Source organism: Naumannella huperziae (assembly GCF_054073625.1).
The window spans coordinates 1,910,324-1,925,156 of sequence record NZ_JBSXPH010000001.1 but is presented as its reverse complement, the minus strand read 5'-3'; the positions used below and the strand labels follow the sequence as shown (position 1 = coordinate 1,925,156).

Here is a 14,833-nt window from a genome sequence, read left to right as displayed (position 1 = left end):
CACCGTGGCCCAGTTCACCTCCGCCGTCTACCAGAACGAGTTCTTGCCGGCCGGCGGGACCGACGTGCACGCGATCGTCAACGTGACCTGCTCCGACGCCGGACAGGCGGGCTCGGGCGGCGGACGGGCGGGCGAGATCGTGGTGGTGGACACCTCGGGTTCGATGGGCATCCAGAACATGGAGCTGGCCAAGCAGGCCGCGGTGGCTGCGGTGGAGCAGATCATCGACGGCACCTGGTTCGCCGTGGTGGCGGGCAATCACCGGGCCTATCTGGCGTACCCGCGCAATCCGGGCCCGGTCGGCATGGTGCAGATGAACCCCCAGACCAGGTTCGAGGCCGTGAACTCGATCCGCACGTTCCGCGCCGAGGGCGGGACGGCCATCGGCTCCTGGCTGAACCTGACCCGCGCGCTGTTCGAGTCCGTGCCGGATCTGTCCCAGCGACATGCGCTGCTGCTCACCGACGGTGAGAACCACAACGAAACCCCGGTACAACTCGACGCGGCCATCCGCGCGAGCATCGGCGCGTTCCAGGCCGACTGTCGCGGTGTCGGCACCGACTGGGTGGTGGCCGAGATCCGCCGGATCTCCCAGGCGCTGCTGGGCACGGTCGACATCATCCCCGAGCCCTCGATGATGCCGCGGGTGTTCGCCGAGCTGATCCAGCAGTCGATGGGGCGCGGGGTGGCCGAGGCGACGCTGCGGGTCTGGGCGCCCCAGGGCGCGCAGGTGCTGTTCTGCCGCCAGGTGCTGCCCCAGGTCGAGGACCTGACGCATCGCGGTACCCCGGTCAACCCGCTCACGGTCGACTTCCCGACCGGAGCCTGGGGCGATGAGTCGCGCGACTATCACGTGGCCGTGCGGTTGGCGGCGCGCGAGATCGGCCAGGAGCAGCTCGCCGCGCGCGTGCAGCTCGTGGTCGGCCAGCAGCCGGTGACGCAGGGGCTGGTGAAGGCGCGCTGGTCCGATGACGACGCGCTGACCACGCGGATCGACCCCGCGGTCGCGCACTACACGGGCCAGACCGAGCTGGCCGAGGCGATCCAGGCGGGCCTCGCGGCGAAGGCCGCCGGGCGTACCGATGAGGCGACCACCCGGCTCGGACGGGCCGTGCAGCTCGCGGCCGAGACCGGCAACGAGGAGGCGACGTCGCGGCTGCGCAAGGTGGTCGACGTCGACGATGCCGAAACCGGCACCGTCCGGCTGAAGAAGAGCGTCGACAAGGCCGACGAGATGGCGCTCGACACCGCCTCCACCAAGACGACCCGGACGCGAGGTTGAGTCCATGCCCACCTGCCCAGCCGGCCATGCCAGCACCGCCACGGACTACTGCGATGTCTGCGGGACGCCGCTGAACGGCGCCGGCGACGCGGCCCCCGCGCCGGTCGCCGGACAATCGCCCGCACCGGACGCCGCGGCGGCTCCGGACGCCGCACCGGGCGGGCCCGCGCCGGACCGGCCCGCCGCCCGCGACTGCCCGCACTGCGGCGCGGGCAATGCGGCCGGGGCGCTGTTCTGCGAGGCCTGCGGCTACGACTTCACCACGGGTACGCTGCCCCGCGGCGGCCTGCTCGACCTCGACGCGCCGCCGGTGGGCCGCCGTGGCGCCGGGCCGGTGCCCGACGCACCATCCGGACCGCCCGCGCCCGCTGCACCACCCGCGCCCGCTGCAACGCCCGCACCGCAGCCGCCCGCACCGCAGCCGCCCGCACCGCAGCCGCCGGCACCCGAGCAGCCCGCACCCGAGCAGCCCACGCCGCAGAGCGCGGCACCCGCCGGGAGCAGCCCTGTCCGCGCCACGCCCACCCCCGAGCCGGGTCCGGCGTCCCAGGCCACGCCGGACCGGCCGGCGAACATCTCACCGAGCACGGACGCGGACTGGGTGGCGGAGCTGTGGATCGACCCCGAGTGGTATGCGATGCAGGAGAGCCCGGATCCGATGCCCTCACCCGGCCTGCCCCGGATCGTGCCCCTGCGGAATCGATCGCTGCTGATCGGTCGCGTCTCGCGTTCGCGCAACATCCACCCCGACATCGACTGCGATCCCGATTCGGGCATCTCGCGCCGGCACGCGCAACTGACCACCGACGGCACCCGGTGGTGGGTCGAGGACCTCGACTCCGCGAACGGCACCTTCGTCGCCGCAACGGGCCTGCCGCTGCCGGCCGACCCGCTGCCCAGCGGCGAACGCCGCGAGTTGGGCCCGGACGATCGGCTGTTCCTGGGGGCGTGGACGCGCATCTCGCTGCGTCCGGCCGCGCCCGGCGAGCTGACCGTGGGTTAGGCCGTCAGCCCAGGTAGCCCTCGACCTCGCTCGCCGGCCGCTCGCGCGCCGAGTCCGGGTTCTGCCCGAACTCCTCCTTGGCCTCGCGCTGCCGTCGCAGGTCCCACAATCGGTCGAGCTCGACCTCGAGCTGGCCGATGCGTCCGGGTTCTGGATCGCCGGTGCCGTCGGACGCCCGTTCGCGCAGTCGTTTCTGCTCCTCGGCGAGCTCGTTGATCCGCGCGAGCAGTCCCGCGTCGTCGAGCTGGTTGGCGTTGACCTCGTCGTTGGCGCTCATGGCGCCCATTGTGCACCCCGGGCGCGTACCCGTTGCGCCGTCCGCGAACACCCCCGGCGGGCCGGTTCGGCGTGTGGAAGTCTGGAGGGGTGGCACCTCGCCACGGGTGATCAGGAGGCCGGAGTGGAAGTCAAGATCGGGATGCGGCAGGTGTCGCGCGAGCTGACCGTCGACACCGAACAGGGTGCCGATGAGGTACGCGATGCCTGGCAGCAGGCGCTCGCCGCGGACGGGCTGCTGGAGATCCCCGACACCAAGGGCAACAAGGTGGTCGTGCGGGCCGCCTCGGTCGCCTATCTCGACCTCGGCAAGGAAGGCGCGCGGCGCGTCGGGTTCGGCGCGGTCTGATCCTCAGGCGCGCCCGCCGACGGCGAGGATCCCGCCGTCGACATTGATCACCTGCCCGGTGATCCACGCGGCATCGTCGGAGGCCAGGAAGGCGGCGGCGCCGGCGATGTCGGCCGGCTCCCCGAGCCTCCGCAACGGATACTGGGCCGCCAGCTCGGGCTCCTTGCCCTCATAGAGCGCCACGGCGAAATCGGTCTTCACCAGGCCCGGGGCGACGGCATTGACCCGGACGCCCGGCCCGAGTTCGGCGGCCAATGTCTTGGTCAGGTGATCGATGCCGGCCTTGGAGACGCCGTACATCCCGATGCCGGGCGTGGGATTGGTCGACGCGACCGAGGAGATGTTGACCACCGACCCGTGCTCGCCGAAGCCCAGTCGCGGATGCGCCACCGCGCCCTGGACCCAGGCCAGCGTACCGAGCAGGTTGATCTCGATGATCTTGCTCGCGGCAGCCAGCTCGATCTCGGCCGTCGGGCCGAAGACCGGATTGGTTCCCGCGTTGTTGATCAACACATCCAGCCGCCCGAACGTGTCGGCGATCTCGTCCAGCGCGGCCGCGCGATGCTCGGGGTCCTGGCTCTTCCCGGCGACGGTCAGCACCCGTCCCTCGCCGAATCCGGCAGCGGCCCGGGCCAGCGAATCGGTGTCCCGACCCGTGATCACCACTCGCGCGCCCTCGTCGGCGAGCCGGCGGGCGATGCCCAGGCCGATACCGCGGCTGCCGCCGGTAACCAGTGCGACCTTGTCGGCAAAACGTTCCACTGCACTCTCCTCGTCGAGATCCGAACGCCGCTCACCCTAGCGGCCCCGGACGCCGCCGCCGGTCCTGCCTCAGCCGTTGTTCGCGGCGACCGGCTGCACGCTGTCGCGCGCCGGGTCCACCATCACCGCACCGATCAGGCCGCCGATCAACGTCAGACCGCCGAGGACCATGAACGAGGTCAGGAAGCCGGGCAGCGGCTCGGCGAACTGGTCCTGGATGATCCCGACGAAGAGCGGGGCGGCGACGCCCGAGATCGACTGGACGCCGAGGAACGTGCCGAGGATCGTCGAGCGCAGCCGACGATCGACCAGGGCGCCCACCGACGGCAGGGCGAGCGGCAGGCCGCCCATCCCGATGCCGTAGATCAGCGACAGCACCGCGACCGCCAGGTAGCCCTGCAGCGAGACCAGGGAGAACACCACGAGGGTGCCTCCGCACAGCGCCACGAGACCGCTGCACAGCAGGCCGCGCGCCTGTCGCGGGGAGGCTCCGCGGCGGGCCATCGCGTCGGACAGCGCACCGAAGGACAGCGCGCCGAGCACCGCGCCGATCGCCGGGGCGGCGATCAGGATGCCCGCGGTCACCTCGTCCATCCCGAGGCCCTTCTCCATGTAGAGGGGGAACCAGGTGGTCATCACGGCGACCAGTCCGTAGAGCGGCACGGTGACGATCAGCAGGCCGATGAAGGTGCGGGTACGCATCGCGCGCAGCACCGGCATCCAGCGCTCGCGCATGGTCATCGGCTGCGCCTCCTCGGCCAGCCCGACGGGGCCGAGCTTGCCGACGAACAGCCACAGCAGCGCCCAGGCGAACGAGATCAGCGCCACCGTGAGGAACGCCGCGCGCCAGTTCCAGGTGATGATCACCAACGCGATCAGCGGACCGGCGATGATCTTGGAGGCCGCCGTGCCGGCGTTCAGCGCGGCGCTGGGCAGGCCGCGCTTGCTGTCGGGGAACCACGTGTAGCTGACCGTGTTCGACAACCCGCTGGCCGGGCCCTCGGTGGCACCCAGGCTGATCCGGCTGAAGGCCAGCGAGCCCCAGGTGCCGAGCGCGAACACCGGCATCTGGGTGATGCCCCACAAGATCGCAAGCCCGAGGATCAGCCACTTCAGCGGCAGCCGACTGCCCATGATGCCGACCAGCACGGCGCTCACCGCGAACAGGAAGTAGAACGCGCTGCCGAGGAACCCGAACTGGGTCGAGGTCAGGCCGAGGTCGTCGATGATGTAGGAACCGGCCAAGGCCAGGACCGTGCGGTCGGCGTAGTTGATCAGCATGAAGATGATCAGCACGCCCAGCACCACCCAGCCCCGGGTGGGTACGCGGTTGCCGGTCGCCTCCAGGCCGGACTCCTCCAGCACCGACGGGCCCGGCCCGTTGCGATCCTGCGATTTCACACTCATCCAGCGTTCTCCTTCGAACGTGCGTCCAGGACTTCGGCCACGGCTTGCGCGAGACCCGTGCCTGCGATGTCGGCCGTCTCGTCGAGGCCGTCGATCCGGCCTGCGACCGCGGCGATCTCGTCCCCCGAGTAGCCGGCATAGCTCAGGCAGCCGGCGAACTTCTCGTGCAGTTCCTCATCGGTGAGCGGGCGGCGCGCGCCGCCCTTGGGTTCGTCGGTGCGCACGACGTGTTCGGTCCCGTCGGTGCGGCGCACGGTGAGCACCGAGTACGCGTGCCGGAAGGTCGGCTCGCCCACCGGCGGCGTCGCCACCTCCTCGGCGCGGACCAGCGGCAGCAGCGCCCGGACCTCGGGGCGCTGAACCCGGTCGTCGGTGAAGGTGGCGAGCGTCAGCTCGCCGTCGTGCAGCGCGGCCGCCACGACGTACTCCATCGAGAACTTGCCCTGCAGCCCGGTCGTCGGGCGGTGATGGATCAGCGGGCCGAGCCCGCGCGGCTCGATCGCGATGTGCACCGACTCGACATCGGCGGCCCGTAGCCCGTCGGCGCGCAGGTCGAGGATGTTGTCCGCGCTGCGGTGGGTGTTGTAGCAGGACGGGTAGCGCTTGACGTTGAGCCCCCGCTGGCGCAGCGACCAGCGCTCGGTCAGGGTGGCGCGCACCGCGTCGGCGTCGAGGTCTTGGCCGAGCCGGGCGTAGTAGCCCAGCGGCGCCTCCAGCTCGCCGGGGTCGGCGGTGAAGCCGGCGCCGGCGAGGTGTGCCGCCCGTAGTCCGAGCATCGCGGCCAGACCGGCGTGCAGCGGCTTGGTCATGGTGCCGAAGTTCTGCCGGCTGCCGGACGCGGCGGTGGCGGCGATCCCGAACGCGCGGGCGGTGGCCGCGCTGTCCAGCTTGAGCAGCCGGGCGGCGGCCGCGGCAGCGCCGAAGATGCCGATGCTGATCGTGGTGTGCCAGCCCTGCTTGTAGTGGCCCTTGACGTCGAGGCCGTCCGCGACGGCGACCGCCACCTGGTAGCCCAGCGCGTACGCCTCGAGCAGCTCGGCCCCGCTGACGGCCCGGCCCTGCGCCGCGGCGAGCAGCGCCGGCACGAGCGCGACACTCGGGTGACCCTTCAGCGTGTCGGTGACGTCGTCGAAGTCCAGCGCGTGCGCGGCCGTGCCGGCGCCGAGCGCGAACTCCGAGACCGTCAGCGGCGCCGGGGCGTCGCCGGCCAGCACCCGCTCGTAACCGGCGCGCGCCCGGGCCAGGGTCGTCATCGTGGAGTCGCCGCGGGCGGCCAGGATGACGCCGACGGTGTCCAGGATCGCGCGCCGGGCGGCGGCGCGGGTCTCGGCGTCGACCGCGCCGGGCTCGGCGTCGGCCACGAACGCGGCGAGGTCGCCGGTCAGGCCCTCGGCGCTCACGACTGCGCCCCGGAGGTGGAGCGGGCGGTGTCGACCAGCCCGCGTACCGCGGCGCGGATCAACCCCCCGCTGGTGCCGACGAGGTAGCTCATCCCCTCGCCCGCGCGCTTGGCGGCGTCCTCGCCCGAGCCGACGAGGATGCCGAGCGGCAGGTCGCCGACCGCCTTGCGGACGGTCCGGATGGCCTGGTCGACGTCGGGGTGATCGAGCTGGCCGCCGCGGCCGAGCGCGTGCGCCAGGTCGGTCGGGCCGATGAACAGCGAGTCGACCCCGGGGACGGCGGCGATCTCGGCGGCGGCCGCGACGCCCTCGCCGGTCTCGATCTGCAACACGATCGCCGTGGTCTCGTTGGCGGTCTGCAGCCGCTCGGCGCTGGGCGCGGCGAAGCCGTTGCTGCGGGTGGCCGCGACGCCGCGCCGGCCCTCCGGGGCGTAGCGCGCCGCCGCGACGACGGCCGCGGCCTGCTCGGCGGTCTCGATCATCGGCACCTGGACGCCGCTCGCGCCGGCATCGACATAGCGCTGGATGGCGGCGGGCTCGCCGGCCGGGACCCGGATCATCGCGCCGATGCCGCTGGCACCGGCGGCCCGGATCAGGCCCTCGACCGACTCGGGATTCAACAGCCCGTGTTCGCAGTCGATCACGACGAAGTCGACGCCCGCGGAGGCCAGCAGCTCGACCAGGCCCGGCGCGGGCAGGTTGACGAAGACACCCACGAGCCGCTCGGCGGCCCGCAGCCGCGCCCGCATGTCGACGCAGTTCATGCCGACGCTCCGTCCGTGAGCCGGCGCGGCACCGCCGCCGCGAGCGCGCGCTCCGGTTTCGGCGGGGCGGGATTCGGCACTGTCGGATTCATGGGGGCTCTCACTTCGTCGTGGAGGGATCGGCCGGATCACGGCCGACGGTCTTGACCGAATGCGGGCGTCGCGACGCCCGCATTCGGGGATCGGGGGTGCCGGCATCGGTGGCGGCCGGTCGATCGCGGGCGGACGGGCGGTCAGTACGACTTCGGCATGCCGAGCACGTTGTGCCCGATGAAGGCGAGTGCCATGTTGTTGCTCACCGGCGCGACGAGCGACAGCCGCGAGGAGCGGAACTTGCGCTCGATGCCGAACTCCTTGGTCATGCCGTAGCCGCCGAAGGTGTCCATCGCCGCATTCGCCGCCTCCCAGGTCGCCTGCGAGGCGAGCAGCTTGGCCATGTTGGCCTGCGCGCCCGGCTGCTCGCCGCTCTCGAACAGCGAGGCCGCGTGCCAGCGCATCAGGCTGGCAGCCTCGAGCCGGGCGTAGGCCTGGGCGAGCGGGAACTGCACGCCCTGGTTCTGGCCGATCGGCCTACCGAAGACCACGCGCTCGCTCGCGTACGCCGATGCCCGATCGATGAACCAGAAACCCGCCCCCAAAACGCCCGAGCAGGTGAGAATGCGCTCGGCGTTCATTCCCGAAAGAATGTAATTGAAGCCGCGCCCTTCCTCGCCGATGAGATTTTCGACCGGCACCTTCAGGTCGTTGAAGAAAAGCTGATTCGTCTCGTGGTTGTGCATCGTCTCGATCGGGTGCACCTCGATCTGGTCGCGCGCCTCGCGCAGGTCGACCAGCAGGGTGCTCAGCCCGCGCGTCGGCTTCTCGACCTCGTCGTAGGGCGTGGTGCGAACCAGCAACAACATCAGGTCGGAGTGCTGGAAGCGGGAGGTGAACATCTTGCCGCCGTTGACGACGTAGTGATCACCGTCGCGCACAGCGCGCGTCCTGATCTTGGTTGTCTCCGACCCCGCATCGGCCTCGGTGACCCCGAATGCCTGCAGGCGAAGCTCTCCCGAGGCGATCTTCGGCAGGTAGCGCTGCTTCTGCTCCTCGCTGCCGTGTCGCAGGATGGTGCCCATCGTGTACATCTGGGCGTGCGCGGAGCTGCCCGTCCCGGCGCTGCGGTTGATGGTCTCCAGCACTACCGCGGCATCGGAGATCGTGCCGCCACCGCCGCCGTACTCCTCGGGGATCAGCAGCGAGAGCCAGCCGCCCTCCTGCAGCGCATCGACGAACTCCTGGGGGTACTCATGACCCTGGTCCTCGCGCTGCCAGTAGTCCTCGCCGAACCGCGAGCACAACTTGGCTACGGCATCCCGAATTGCGACCTGGTGCTCGCTGAGCTGGAAATCCACTCCCACTCCTTCGTGGTCTGCTTGGGCGCCATTGCACCCGTTGTCGGCTACCCCTTGACTTTACGAAAACCGCTCGCGAGAATCGCACTGATGCGTTCCGACAGACGAAACGACCAAAGATCTCTGGCCTCGCGGTCCGTTGCGGTGCTGCGCAGCTTCACCTCGGCTGACCCGGTGCTCCCGCTGCGCACCATCGCGGCGCGCGCCGACCTGCCCAAGCCGACCGCCTCGCGGATCTGCGCGGAGCTGGTCGAGCTCGGCCTGCTGGAGCGCGTGGACGCCGACTACCGGCTCGGGCTCGGACTGTTCGAGCTCGGCCAGCGGGCCTGGCGCCAGCAGGCGCTGGTGCCGGTTGCCCGCCCCACGATGGAGCTGCTGCGCGCGGCGACCGACCGGACGATCAGCCTCGCGGTCCTGTCGGGCACCGAGGTCGTCTACCTGGAACGCCTGACCGCGCCCCGGGCGAGGGTGCGCACCCCGGCGGGCGACCGGCGGCCGGCGCTGCGCACGGGGCTGGGCAAGGCCATCCTCGCCCACACCGCGCCGCAGTTGCGCCACGACATCATCGCCGCAACCTGGCAGCCCGACCGGGCGCACCCGACGCCCGCGATGCTGGAGCGCACGCTGCGTCGAGTGGTCGCCGAGGGGGTGGCCTACGACCTCGCCGAGTCCGGCAAGGGGATCTTGTGTGTCGCCGCGCCCCTGTTCGGCTCCGACGGCCAGGTCCTCGGCTCGATCTCGGCGACCGGCTTCCCGACGCCGCGCCAGATGCGCGAGGCCGCGCCGATGGTGGCGCGGGCGGCCTCGACCATCTCCCACCTGCTCGGCGCCCAGCGCGAGGCCGGCCCCGGTGCCACCAACTGACGCCCGGCTCAGCGCCCCTGCCAGACCGGCGGGCGCTTCTCCAGGAAGGCCGCCGCGCCCTCTCGGCGATCCTCGCTGAGGTACGGATTCGGGCCCACGTTCAGGCGCAGCGCCGAGGGCACCGGCTGCCCCCAGCCCTTCACCATCATCTCCTTGTAGCGGCGCAGCGTGAGCGGGGCGTTGCCGACCAGCTCGGCGGCGTAGGCGCGTACCGTCTCGGCCAGCTCGTCGGACTCCACCACGCGGTTCACCAGCCCCCATCGGGCCGCCTCCTCGGCGTCGATGTAGCGGCCGGTGTAGAGCAGATCGAAGGCGATCGCCCGCGGCACCAGCCGGGGCAGGATGACGCTGCCGAAGTTGGCGCCCATCCCCCGCTTGGACTCGGGCAGCCCGAGCACGGTGTGCTTGGCGGCGATCCGGATGTCGCAGGCGAGCGCGAGCTCGCAACCGCCGGCGACCGCGGGCCCGTTGAGCGCCGCGATGGTCGGCTTGTAGACCTCCAGCAGCGTCTCGAACAGGTTGCGCTCGGCCCCCTCCATCGGGGTCTCCTGGTAGCGCCGGCCCGCCTTGGCGGCGTCGTCGAAGCTGCGCAGGTCGCCGCCGGCGGAGAACGCCTTGGTCCCGGACCCGGTCAGCACGAGGCACCACACGTCGGGGTCGGCCGCGGCCTCGGCGAAGCGCGCGATCAGCTCGCGCCGGGTGGGCGAATCGAACGCGTTGCGCCGGTCCGGGCGATTGATCGTGATCGTGGCGACCCGGTCGGCCACCTCGTACAGAACGTTGTCCTGCTCGCTCATCGGCGTGCTCCCTCCTCGGCACCCGCGCGCACCTCGCGGCGCACCTCGTCGTCGTGCTCTCCGAGCTGCGGCGGCAACAGCCGCGTCGGCGAGCGGCGCCCGTCGACACTGATCGGCGTACGGATCAGTGCGTAGTCGCCGAGCCGCGGGTGATCGATCCGCTCGATCGAGCCGAGCGCGGCCACCTGCGGGTCGTCGACCACCAGATCGACCGTGTTGATCGGGTTGACGGGTACGCCCGCCGCGGTCAGTCGCGCCAACAGCTCCGAGACGCTGTACCGGGCGACCTCCGCCGCGAGCAGTTCGTTCAGCGCGGCCCGGTTGGCGAACCGGGCGGCATTGTCGGCGTACTCGGCCAGCTCGAGCCACTGCGGGGTGTCCAGCGCGGAGCACAGCGCCTCCCACAGCCGCTGGTTGCCGGCCGCGATCACCACGTCGCCGTCGGTGGCGGCGAAGGCCCCGTACGGCGCGACGCCGGGCGAGCCCGAGCCGAGCCGCGGCGGCAGCTTGCCCTCGCTGAGGTAGGTCATCAGTTGGGTGGCCTCCCAGGTCAGCGCGGTGTCCAGCAGGCTGACGTCGACCCGGGCGCCGCGGCCGGTCGCGTCGCGGGTGCGCAGCGCGTCCAGGATCCCGATCACGGCCCACATGCCGGTGCCCTTGTCCAGGATGGAGACCGGGATCCGCACCGGGGGTCGGCCGTCCTCACCGGTCACGCTCATCAGCCCGCTGAAGGCCTGCATCAGCGGGTCGTAGGCGGGATCGGTCGCGCGCGGCCCCTCCGGGCCGAAGCCGGTCATCGCGCAGTAGACGACACGCGGGTTGAGCTCGCGGATGGTCGGCCAGTCCAGGCCGATCCGGTCCAGCGCGCCCGGACGCAGGTTCTGCACGACGACGTCGGCCGTGCCGATCAGCTCGCGCAGCAGCTCGACGCCCTCGGGCGACTTCAGGTCGACGGTGATGCTGCGCTTGTTGCGGTTCAGCGAGGCGAAGGTCAGCCCCTCCTCGCCGCCCCAGAAGGGCGGACCCCAGCCGCGGGTGTCGTCGCCCGACCCGGGCCGCTCGACCTTGATCACGTCGGCGCCGAGGTCGCCGAGCACCTGTGTGGCGAACGGCCCGGCGACATTGCCGGTCAGGTCTAGGACGCGGATGCCGGACAGGCTGCCCGGCACCTGCTCCGCGGCGTCGGGGGCCGGCGGCGTGCTGGCCTGGGTCATCGGGTGGTTCCTTCCTGCAGTGAACGTTCGACGGCGTCGCGGGCCGGGGAGGTGATCGGCTCGCGCCACGGGGATCGCGCACCGGCGTACACCTGCGGGCCCTTGCGGAAGTGCTGGGCCTGCTCGGCGGTCTCGATGAAGGGCATGTCCATCGCATACAGCCGCTCCCCGCGCGGCCGCGGCCCCGCCTTGGAGACGTGTCCCCACAGCTCGTGACCGACGACCTCCTCGGCCAGCGCCGCCGCCTCGATCAGCTTGTCCAGGTCGACGCCGGTCTCGATGCCCATCTCGTGCAGCATGTCGACGGCGTCCTCGGTCGGGATCATCCGGGTCATCCGGCCGTGGCCGCAGTACGGGCAACCGCCCATACCACCGATCGCGGTGTCCAGAATCAGCTCGTGCCGATCGTCCAGCACCTCCAGCGCCGCGTACGCCGAGGTCAGCGCCGTGCCGCGGGCATCGTGCAGGTGCAGGTGCACGGTCCGGATCTCCGGCCACCGCTCCAGCGCCGCCCGGAGCTGGCCCGCCACCTTGTGCGGCACGTTCCAGCCCATCGGGTCGCCGAACGAGATGCCGGTGACGGCGATCCCCGCCTCGGTCCACGCGTCGTGCTGGCGCTGCAGCAGCTCCATCCGCTGCTCGTCGCTGAACTCGCCGAGCCAGTTCGAGCCCCACGCGGCGTTGACCGCGATCATCGCCTCGGTGGCGCCGGCGTCGACCGCGCGCCGGACGGTGGCGGGAATGGCGTCGATCTCGTCCTGCTGGGAGCGGTTCGCGTTGCGCCGGACGAACACGTCGCAGACGTGGACGAGCGAGCGCGGCAGGCCGACGCGGGTCGCCAGGTCGTGCTCGGCGGCGCGCTCGCGCCCCTTCTCGTTGAGCGCGAGCGCGGTGTACTGCACGCCGGGTACGCGGGTGAACCGCTTCGCCACATCGTCGATCTGCGCCATCTGCGGCGTCCACTTGGGGCTGACGAAGGAGCCCATCACGATCCTGCTCAGGCCGGTCCGGGACAAGGCGTCCAGCAATTCGATCTTGGCCTCGACCCCGATCGTCTCGCTCTCGATCTGCATGCCCTCGCGCATGCCCTCCTCGACTATCGTCACCTTCGGGTATGACATCGGGTCAGCGTCCTCTCTGTTCCGATCTTGCTCGAATCGCTTCCGGTCCCCGATCGCTCACGCCCACGTGATCAGCGCGTCGACGGCCTCGACGCCCTCGGGGGTGGCCAGCAGGGGGTTCAGCTCGATCGAGTCGACAGCGGGCCCGAGGCCGACCGCCAGCTCGCCCAGCCGGTACACGGCCTCGACCAGCGCATCGAGATCGACCGCGGCGGCGCCACGCGCGCCGTGCAGCAGCGGGGCGGCCCGCAACTCCTCGAACGCCGCGCGGATCTGCTCGCGGGTGGCGGGCAGCACGCGCAGCGCGCTGTCCTTCATGATCTCCACCCAGATGCCGCCGAGACCGACGGCCAACACCTTGCCCCAGGTGGGGTCGGTGGCGATGCCGACGATCAGCTCCAGGCCCGAGCGCTGCGGCTGGACCAGCACCGTGACCGGGTCGACGCCCGCCGTCCGGCCGGCCTGCTCCACGCCGGCGTAGGCCTCGCGCAGCGTCGCCTCGTCGGTGATGTTCAGCCGGACGCCGCCGATGTCGCTCTTGTGCGCGATGTCGTCGGCCGCCAGCTTGAGCACCACCGGGAAGCCCAGCTCCTGCGCCGCGGTCAGCGCCTCGTCGGCGCCGCCGACCAGCCGACTGGGCACCATCGGCACGCCGTGCTCGGCCAGGTACGCCGACGCGGCATGCTCGGTCCAGGTCTGCCCGGCGACGCCGTCGGGCACGGGCACAGCGGGGGGCGCGGCGGGGGCCGTCGCGGCCTCGTCGGACCTGACCCACTCCAGCCAGTCGATCGCCCGGCCGAGGGCGCGAATGCCGTGCTCGATGCCGCCGACGGTCGGCGGGTAGTCGGCCCGCTCGGCCATCTCGCGGGTGAACGGGGTGATGTCGAGCAGCGTCGTGCTCATCAGCTCGACCGGCTTGTCCGAGGCGCGCACGATGGCGGCATTGCGCCGCATCGACTCCTCGATCAGATCGTCGGCCGGGCTGGACTCGCGTACCGCGTCGGTGATCATCAGGGCCAGGTCGACGTTGGCGTCGCGGCTGACCACCTCCAGCGAGTGCGCCATCAGCGTCGGGTCCACCAGCACGTAGCCGGTCACGTCGATCGGGTTGTGCACGGTGGCGAACTCGGGCAGGAACGACTGCAGCTCCGCCACCGTCTCCGGGGTGAACTCCACCAGGTCGATGCCCACGTCCTCGGCGACATCGGCCAGCAGCTCGCACGCCCCGCCCGACCCGGTGACCACACCGACGCGCCGGCCGGCCGTGCTGTCGCGCAGCCGGGTCAGCAGGTCCGCCGTGATCACCAGATCCTCCAGGCTGGGCACCCGGATCACGCCGAGCTGCTTCAGCGCGGCGTCGGTGACCCGCTCGTCGCCGACCAGCGAGCCCGTGTGGGCACGCGCGACGCTGGCACCGACCGAGCTGCGTCCGACCTTGACCGCGACGATCGGCTTGCCCGCGGCCCGCGCCTCGGCGCAGGCCTGCCGGAACTCCTCGGGCTCGCGGATCGACTCCAGGAACAGGCAGATCACCTTGGTGTCCGGGTCGGCGATCAGGTAACGGACGACATCGGTCAGCCCGAGCACCGTCTCGTTGCCCATCGCGACCAGCAGGCTGATGCCGACCCGGCGCGCCTGGGCGAAGTGCAGCACGTAGCTGGCCAGGGCCCCGCTCTGCAGGACGAAGCCGACCGACCCACGAAGCAGGGGCGGGCTGATCGGCATGCCGAACGGCACCACCCCGGCGGCGGCGTGGATGAATCCGTTGCCGTTCGGGCCGACGATCACCAGCCCGCGCTCGCGGCACAGGTCCGCGAGCTGGCGCTCCAGCGCGGCGCCCTCCTCGCCCAGCTCGCCGAAGCCGGCGGTGAGCACGACCGCGGTCCGGATGCCGCGATCGGCGAGCGCCGTCATGGTGTCCAGGACGGCGCGCGTCGGCACCATCACGAACGCCATGTCGACGCCGTCCGGCAGCTCGGCGATCGAGCTGTACGCCTGCCGCCCGTGCACCTGCCCTCCGCGCGGGTTGACCAGGTGGATGGGACCGGCGAACTCGTAGCGCTCCAGGTTCTGCAACACGTTGACCGACCACCGCGACTTGTCGGTGGCGCCGATCATGGCGATGCCACGCGGCCGGAAGAGCTCGTTCAGGCGCGCGGTGAACTCGGCCGGCACCTCGGTGATTTCCTCGACGGTCATC

Annotated in this window: 14 protein-coding genes; 4 read left to right on the top strand and 10 right to left on the bottom strand. The window is 71.8% G+C overall.

Annotated elements, in window-relative coordinates:
- Window positions 1-4: 4 nt before the first annotated feature.
- Together ACXDC7_RS09255 and ACXDC7_RS09250 are read left to right on the top strand one after the other, a co-directional pair.
- Window positions 5-1,282 (top strand): VWA domain-containing protein, encoded by a 1,278-nt coding sequence (locus ACXDC7_RS09255; RefSeq protein ID WP_179443822.1) that lies wholly within the window; start codon window positions 5-7, stop codon window positions 1,280-1,282.
- A gap of 4 nt (window positions 1,283-1,286) precedes the next feature.
- Window positions 1,287-2,285 carry an FHA domain-containing protein gene (locus ACXDC7_RS09250; protein WP_459221937.1) on the top strand — a complete coding sequence of 333 codons (999 nt, stop codon included), beginning with the start codon at window positions 1,287-1,289 and terminating at the stop codon, window positions 2,283-2,285.
- Between the two features lie 4 nt (window positions 2,286-2,289).
- Here ACXDC7_RS09250 and ACXDC7_RS09245 read toward each other — a convergent pair whose 3' ends face one another.
- A complete protein-coding gene (locus tag ACXDC7_RS09245) occupies window positions 2,290-2,562 on the bottom strand; it encodes a DUF2630 family protein (RefSeq protein ID WP_459221936.1) in 273 nt (90 codons plus the stop codon).
- A 123-nt stretch (window positions 2,563-2,685) separates the two neighbouring features.
- On the opposite strand from ACXDC7_RS09245, the gene ACXDC7_RS09240 reads away from it, so the two are divergent.
- The gene (locus tag ACXDC7_RS09240) at window positions 2,686-2,910 is read left to right on the top strand and encodes a DUF3107 domain-containing protein (RefSeq protein ID WP_459221935.1); all 225 of its coding nucleotides are present in this window, start codon (window positions 2,686-2,688) and stop codon (window positions 2,908-2,910) included.
- 3 nt (window positions 2,911-2,913) lie between these two features.
- On the opposite strand, the gene ACXDC7_RS09235 is transcribed toward ACXDC7_RS09240, so the two are convergent.
- The 5 genes from ACXDC7_RS09235 to ACXDC7_RS09215 all read right to left on the bottom strand — a co-directional run bounded on the left by ACXDC7_RS09235 (window position 2,914) and on the right by ACXDC7_RS09215 (window position 8,637).
- A complete protein-coding gene (locus ACXDC7_RS09235) occupies window positions 2,914-3,672 on the bottom strand; it encodes a glucose 1-dehydrogenase (RefSeq protein ID WP_179443826.1) in 759 nt (252 codons plus the stop codon).
- A gap of 69 nt (window positions 3,673-3,741) precedes the next feature.
- Window positions 3,742-5,079: an MFS transporter gene (locus tag ACXDC7_RS09230; protein WP_179443827.1), complete on the bottom strand. Its 1,338-nt coding sequence runs from the start codon at window positions 5,077-5,079 to the stop codon at window positions 3,742-3,744.
- Complete coding sequence (locus ACXDC7_RS09225; RefSeq protein WP_179443828.1) at window positions 5,076-6,479, bottom strand: MmgE/PrpD family protein; 1,404 nt, start codon at window positions 6,477-6,479, stop codon at window positions 5,076-5,078. Before ACXDC7_RS09225 ends, ACXDC7_RS09230 begins: the two co-directional genes overlap by 4 nt.
- Window positions 6,476-7,243, bottom strand: a complete 768-nt coding sequence (locus ACXDC7_RS09220) for an HpcH/HpaI aldolase family protein (protein ID WP_179443829.1) — start codon at window positions 7,241-7,243, stop codon at window positions 6,476-6,478. Before ACXDC7_RS09220 ends, ACXDC7_RS09225 begins: the two co-directional genes overlap by 4 nt.
- A gap of 233 nt (window positions 7,244-7,476) precedes the next feature.
- Entirely contained in the window at window positions 7,477-8,637 is a 1,161-nt protein-coding gene (locus tag ACXDC7_RS09215; RefSeq protein ID WP_459221934.1) for an acyl-CoA dehydrogenase family protein, read from the bottom strand.
- Between the two features lie 90 nt (window positions 8,638-8,727).
- Between ACXDC7_RS09215 and ACXDC7_RS09210 the strand changes: the two genes are divergently transcribed.
- A complete protein-coding gene (locus tag ACXDC7_RS09210) occupies window positions 8,728-9,501 on the top strand; it encodes an IclR family transcriptional regulator (RefSeq protein ID WP_179443831.1) in 774 nt (257 codons plus the stop codon).
- 8 nt (window positions 9,502-9,509) lie between these two features.
- Here the strand turns inward: ACXDC7_RS09210 and ACXDC7_RS09205 are convergent, their stop codons facing one another.
- From ACXDC7_RS09205 to ACXDC7_RS09190, 4 genes are read right to left on the bottom strand one after another with little or no spacing between them, the layout of a single operon-like run.
- Complete coding sequence (locus ACXDC7_RS09205) at window positions 9,510-10,298, bottom strand: enoyl-CoA hydratase/isomerase family protein (protein WP_459221933.1); 789 nt, start codon at window positions 10,296-10,298, stop codon at window positions 9,510-9,512.
- Entirely contained in the window at window positions 10,295-11,512 is a 1,218-nt protein-coding gene (locus ACXDC7_RS09200) for a CaiB/BaiF CoA transferase family protein (protein WP_179443833.1), read from the bottom strand. Before ACXDC7_RS09200 ends, ACXDC7_RS09205 begins: the two co-directional genes overlap by 4 nt.
- Complete coding sequence (locus tag ACXDC7_RS09195) at window positions 11,509-12,633, bottom strand: citramalate synthase (protein ID WP_459221932.1); 1,125 nt, start codon at window positions 12,631-12,633, stop codon at window positions 11,509-11,511. Before ACXDC7_RS09195 ends, ACXDC7_RS09200 begins: the two co-directional genes overlap by 4 nt.
- 57 nt (window positions 12,634-12,690) lie before the next feature.
- Entirely contained in the window at window positions 12,691-14,832 is a 2,142-nt protein-coding gene (locus ACXDC7_RS09190; protein WP_459221931.1) for an acetate--CoA ligase family protein, read from the bottom strand.
- Window position 14,833 lies beyond the last annotated feature (1 nt).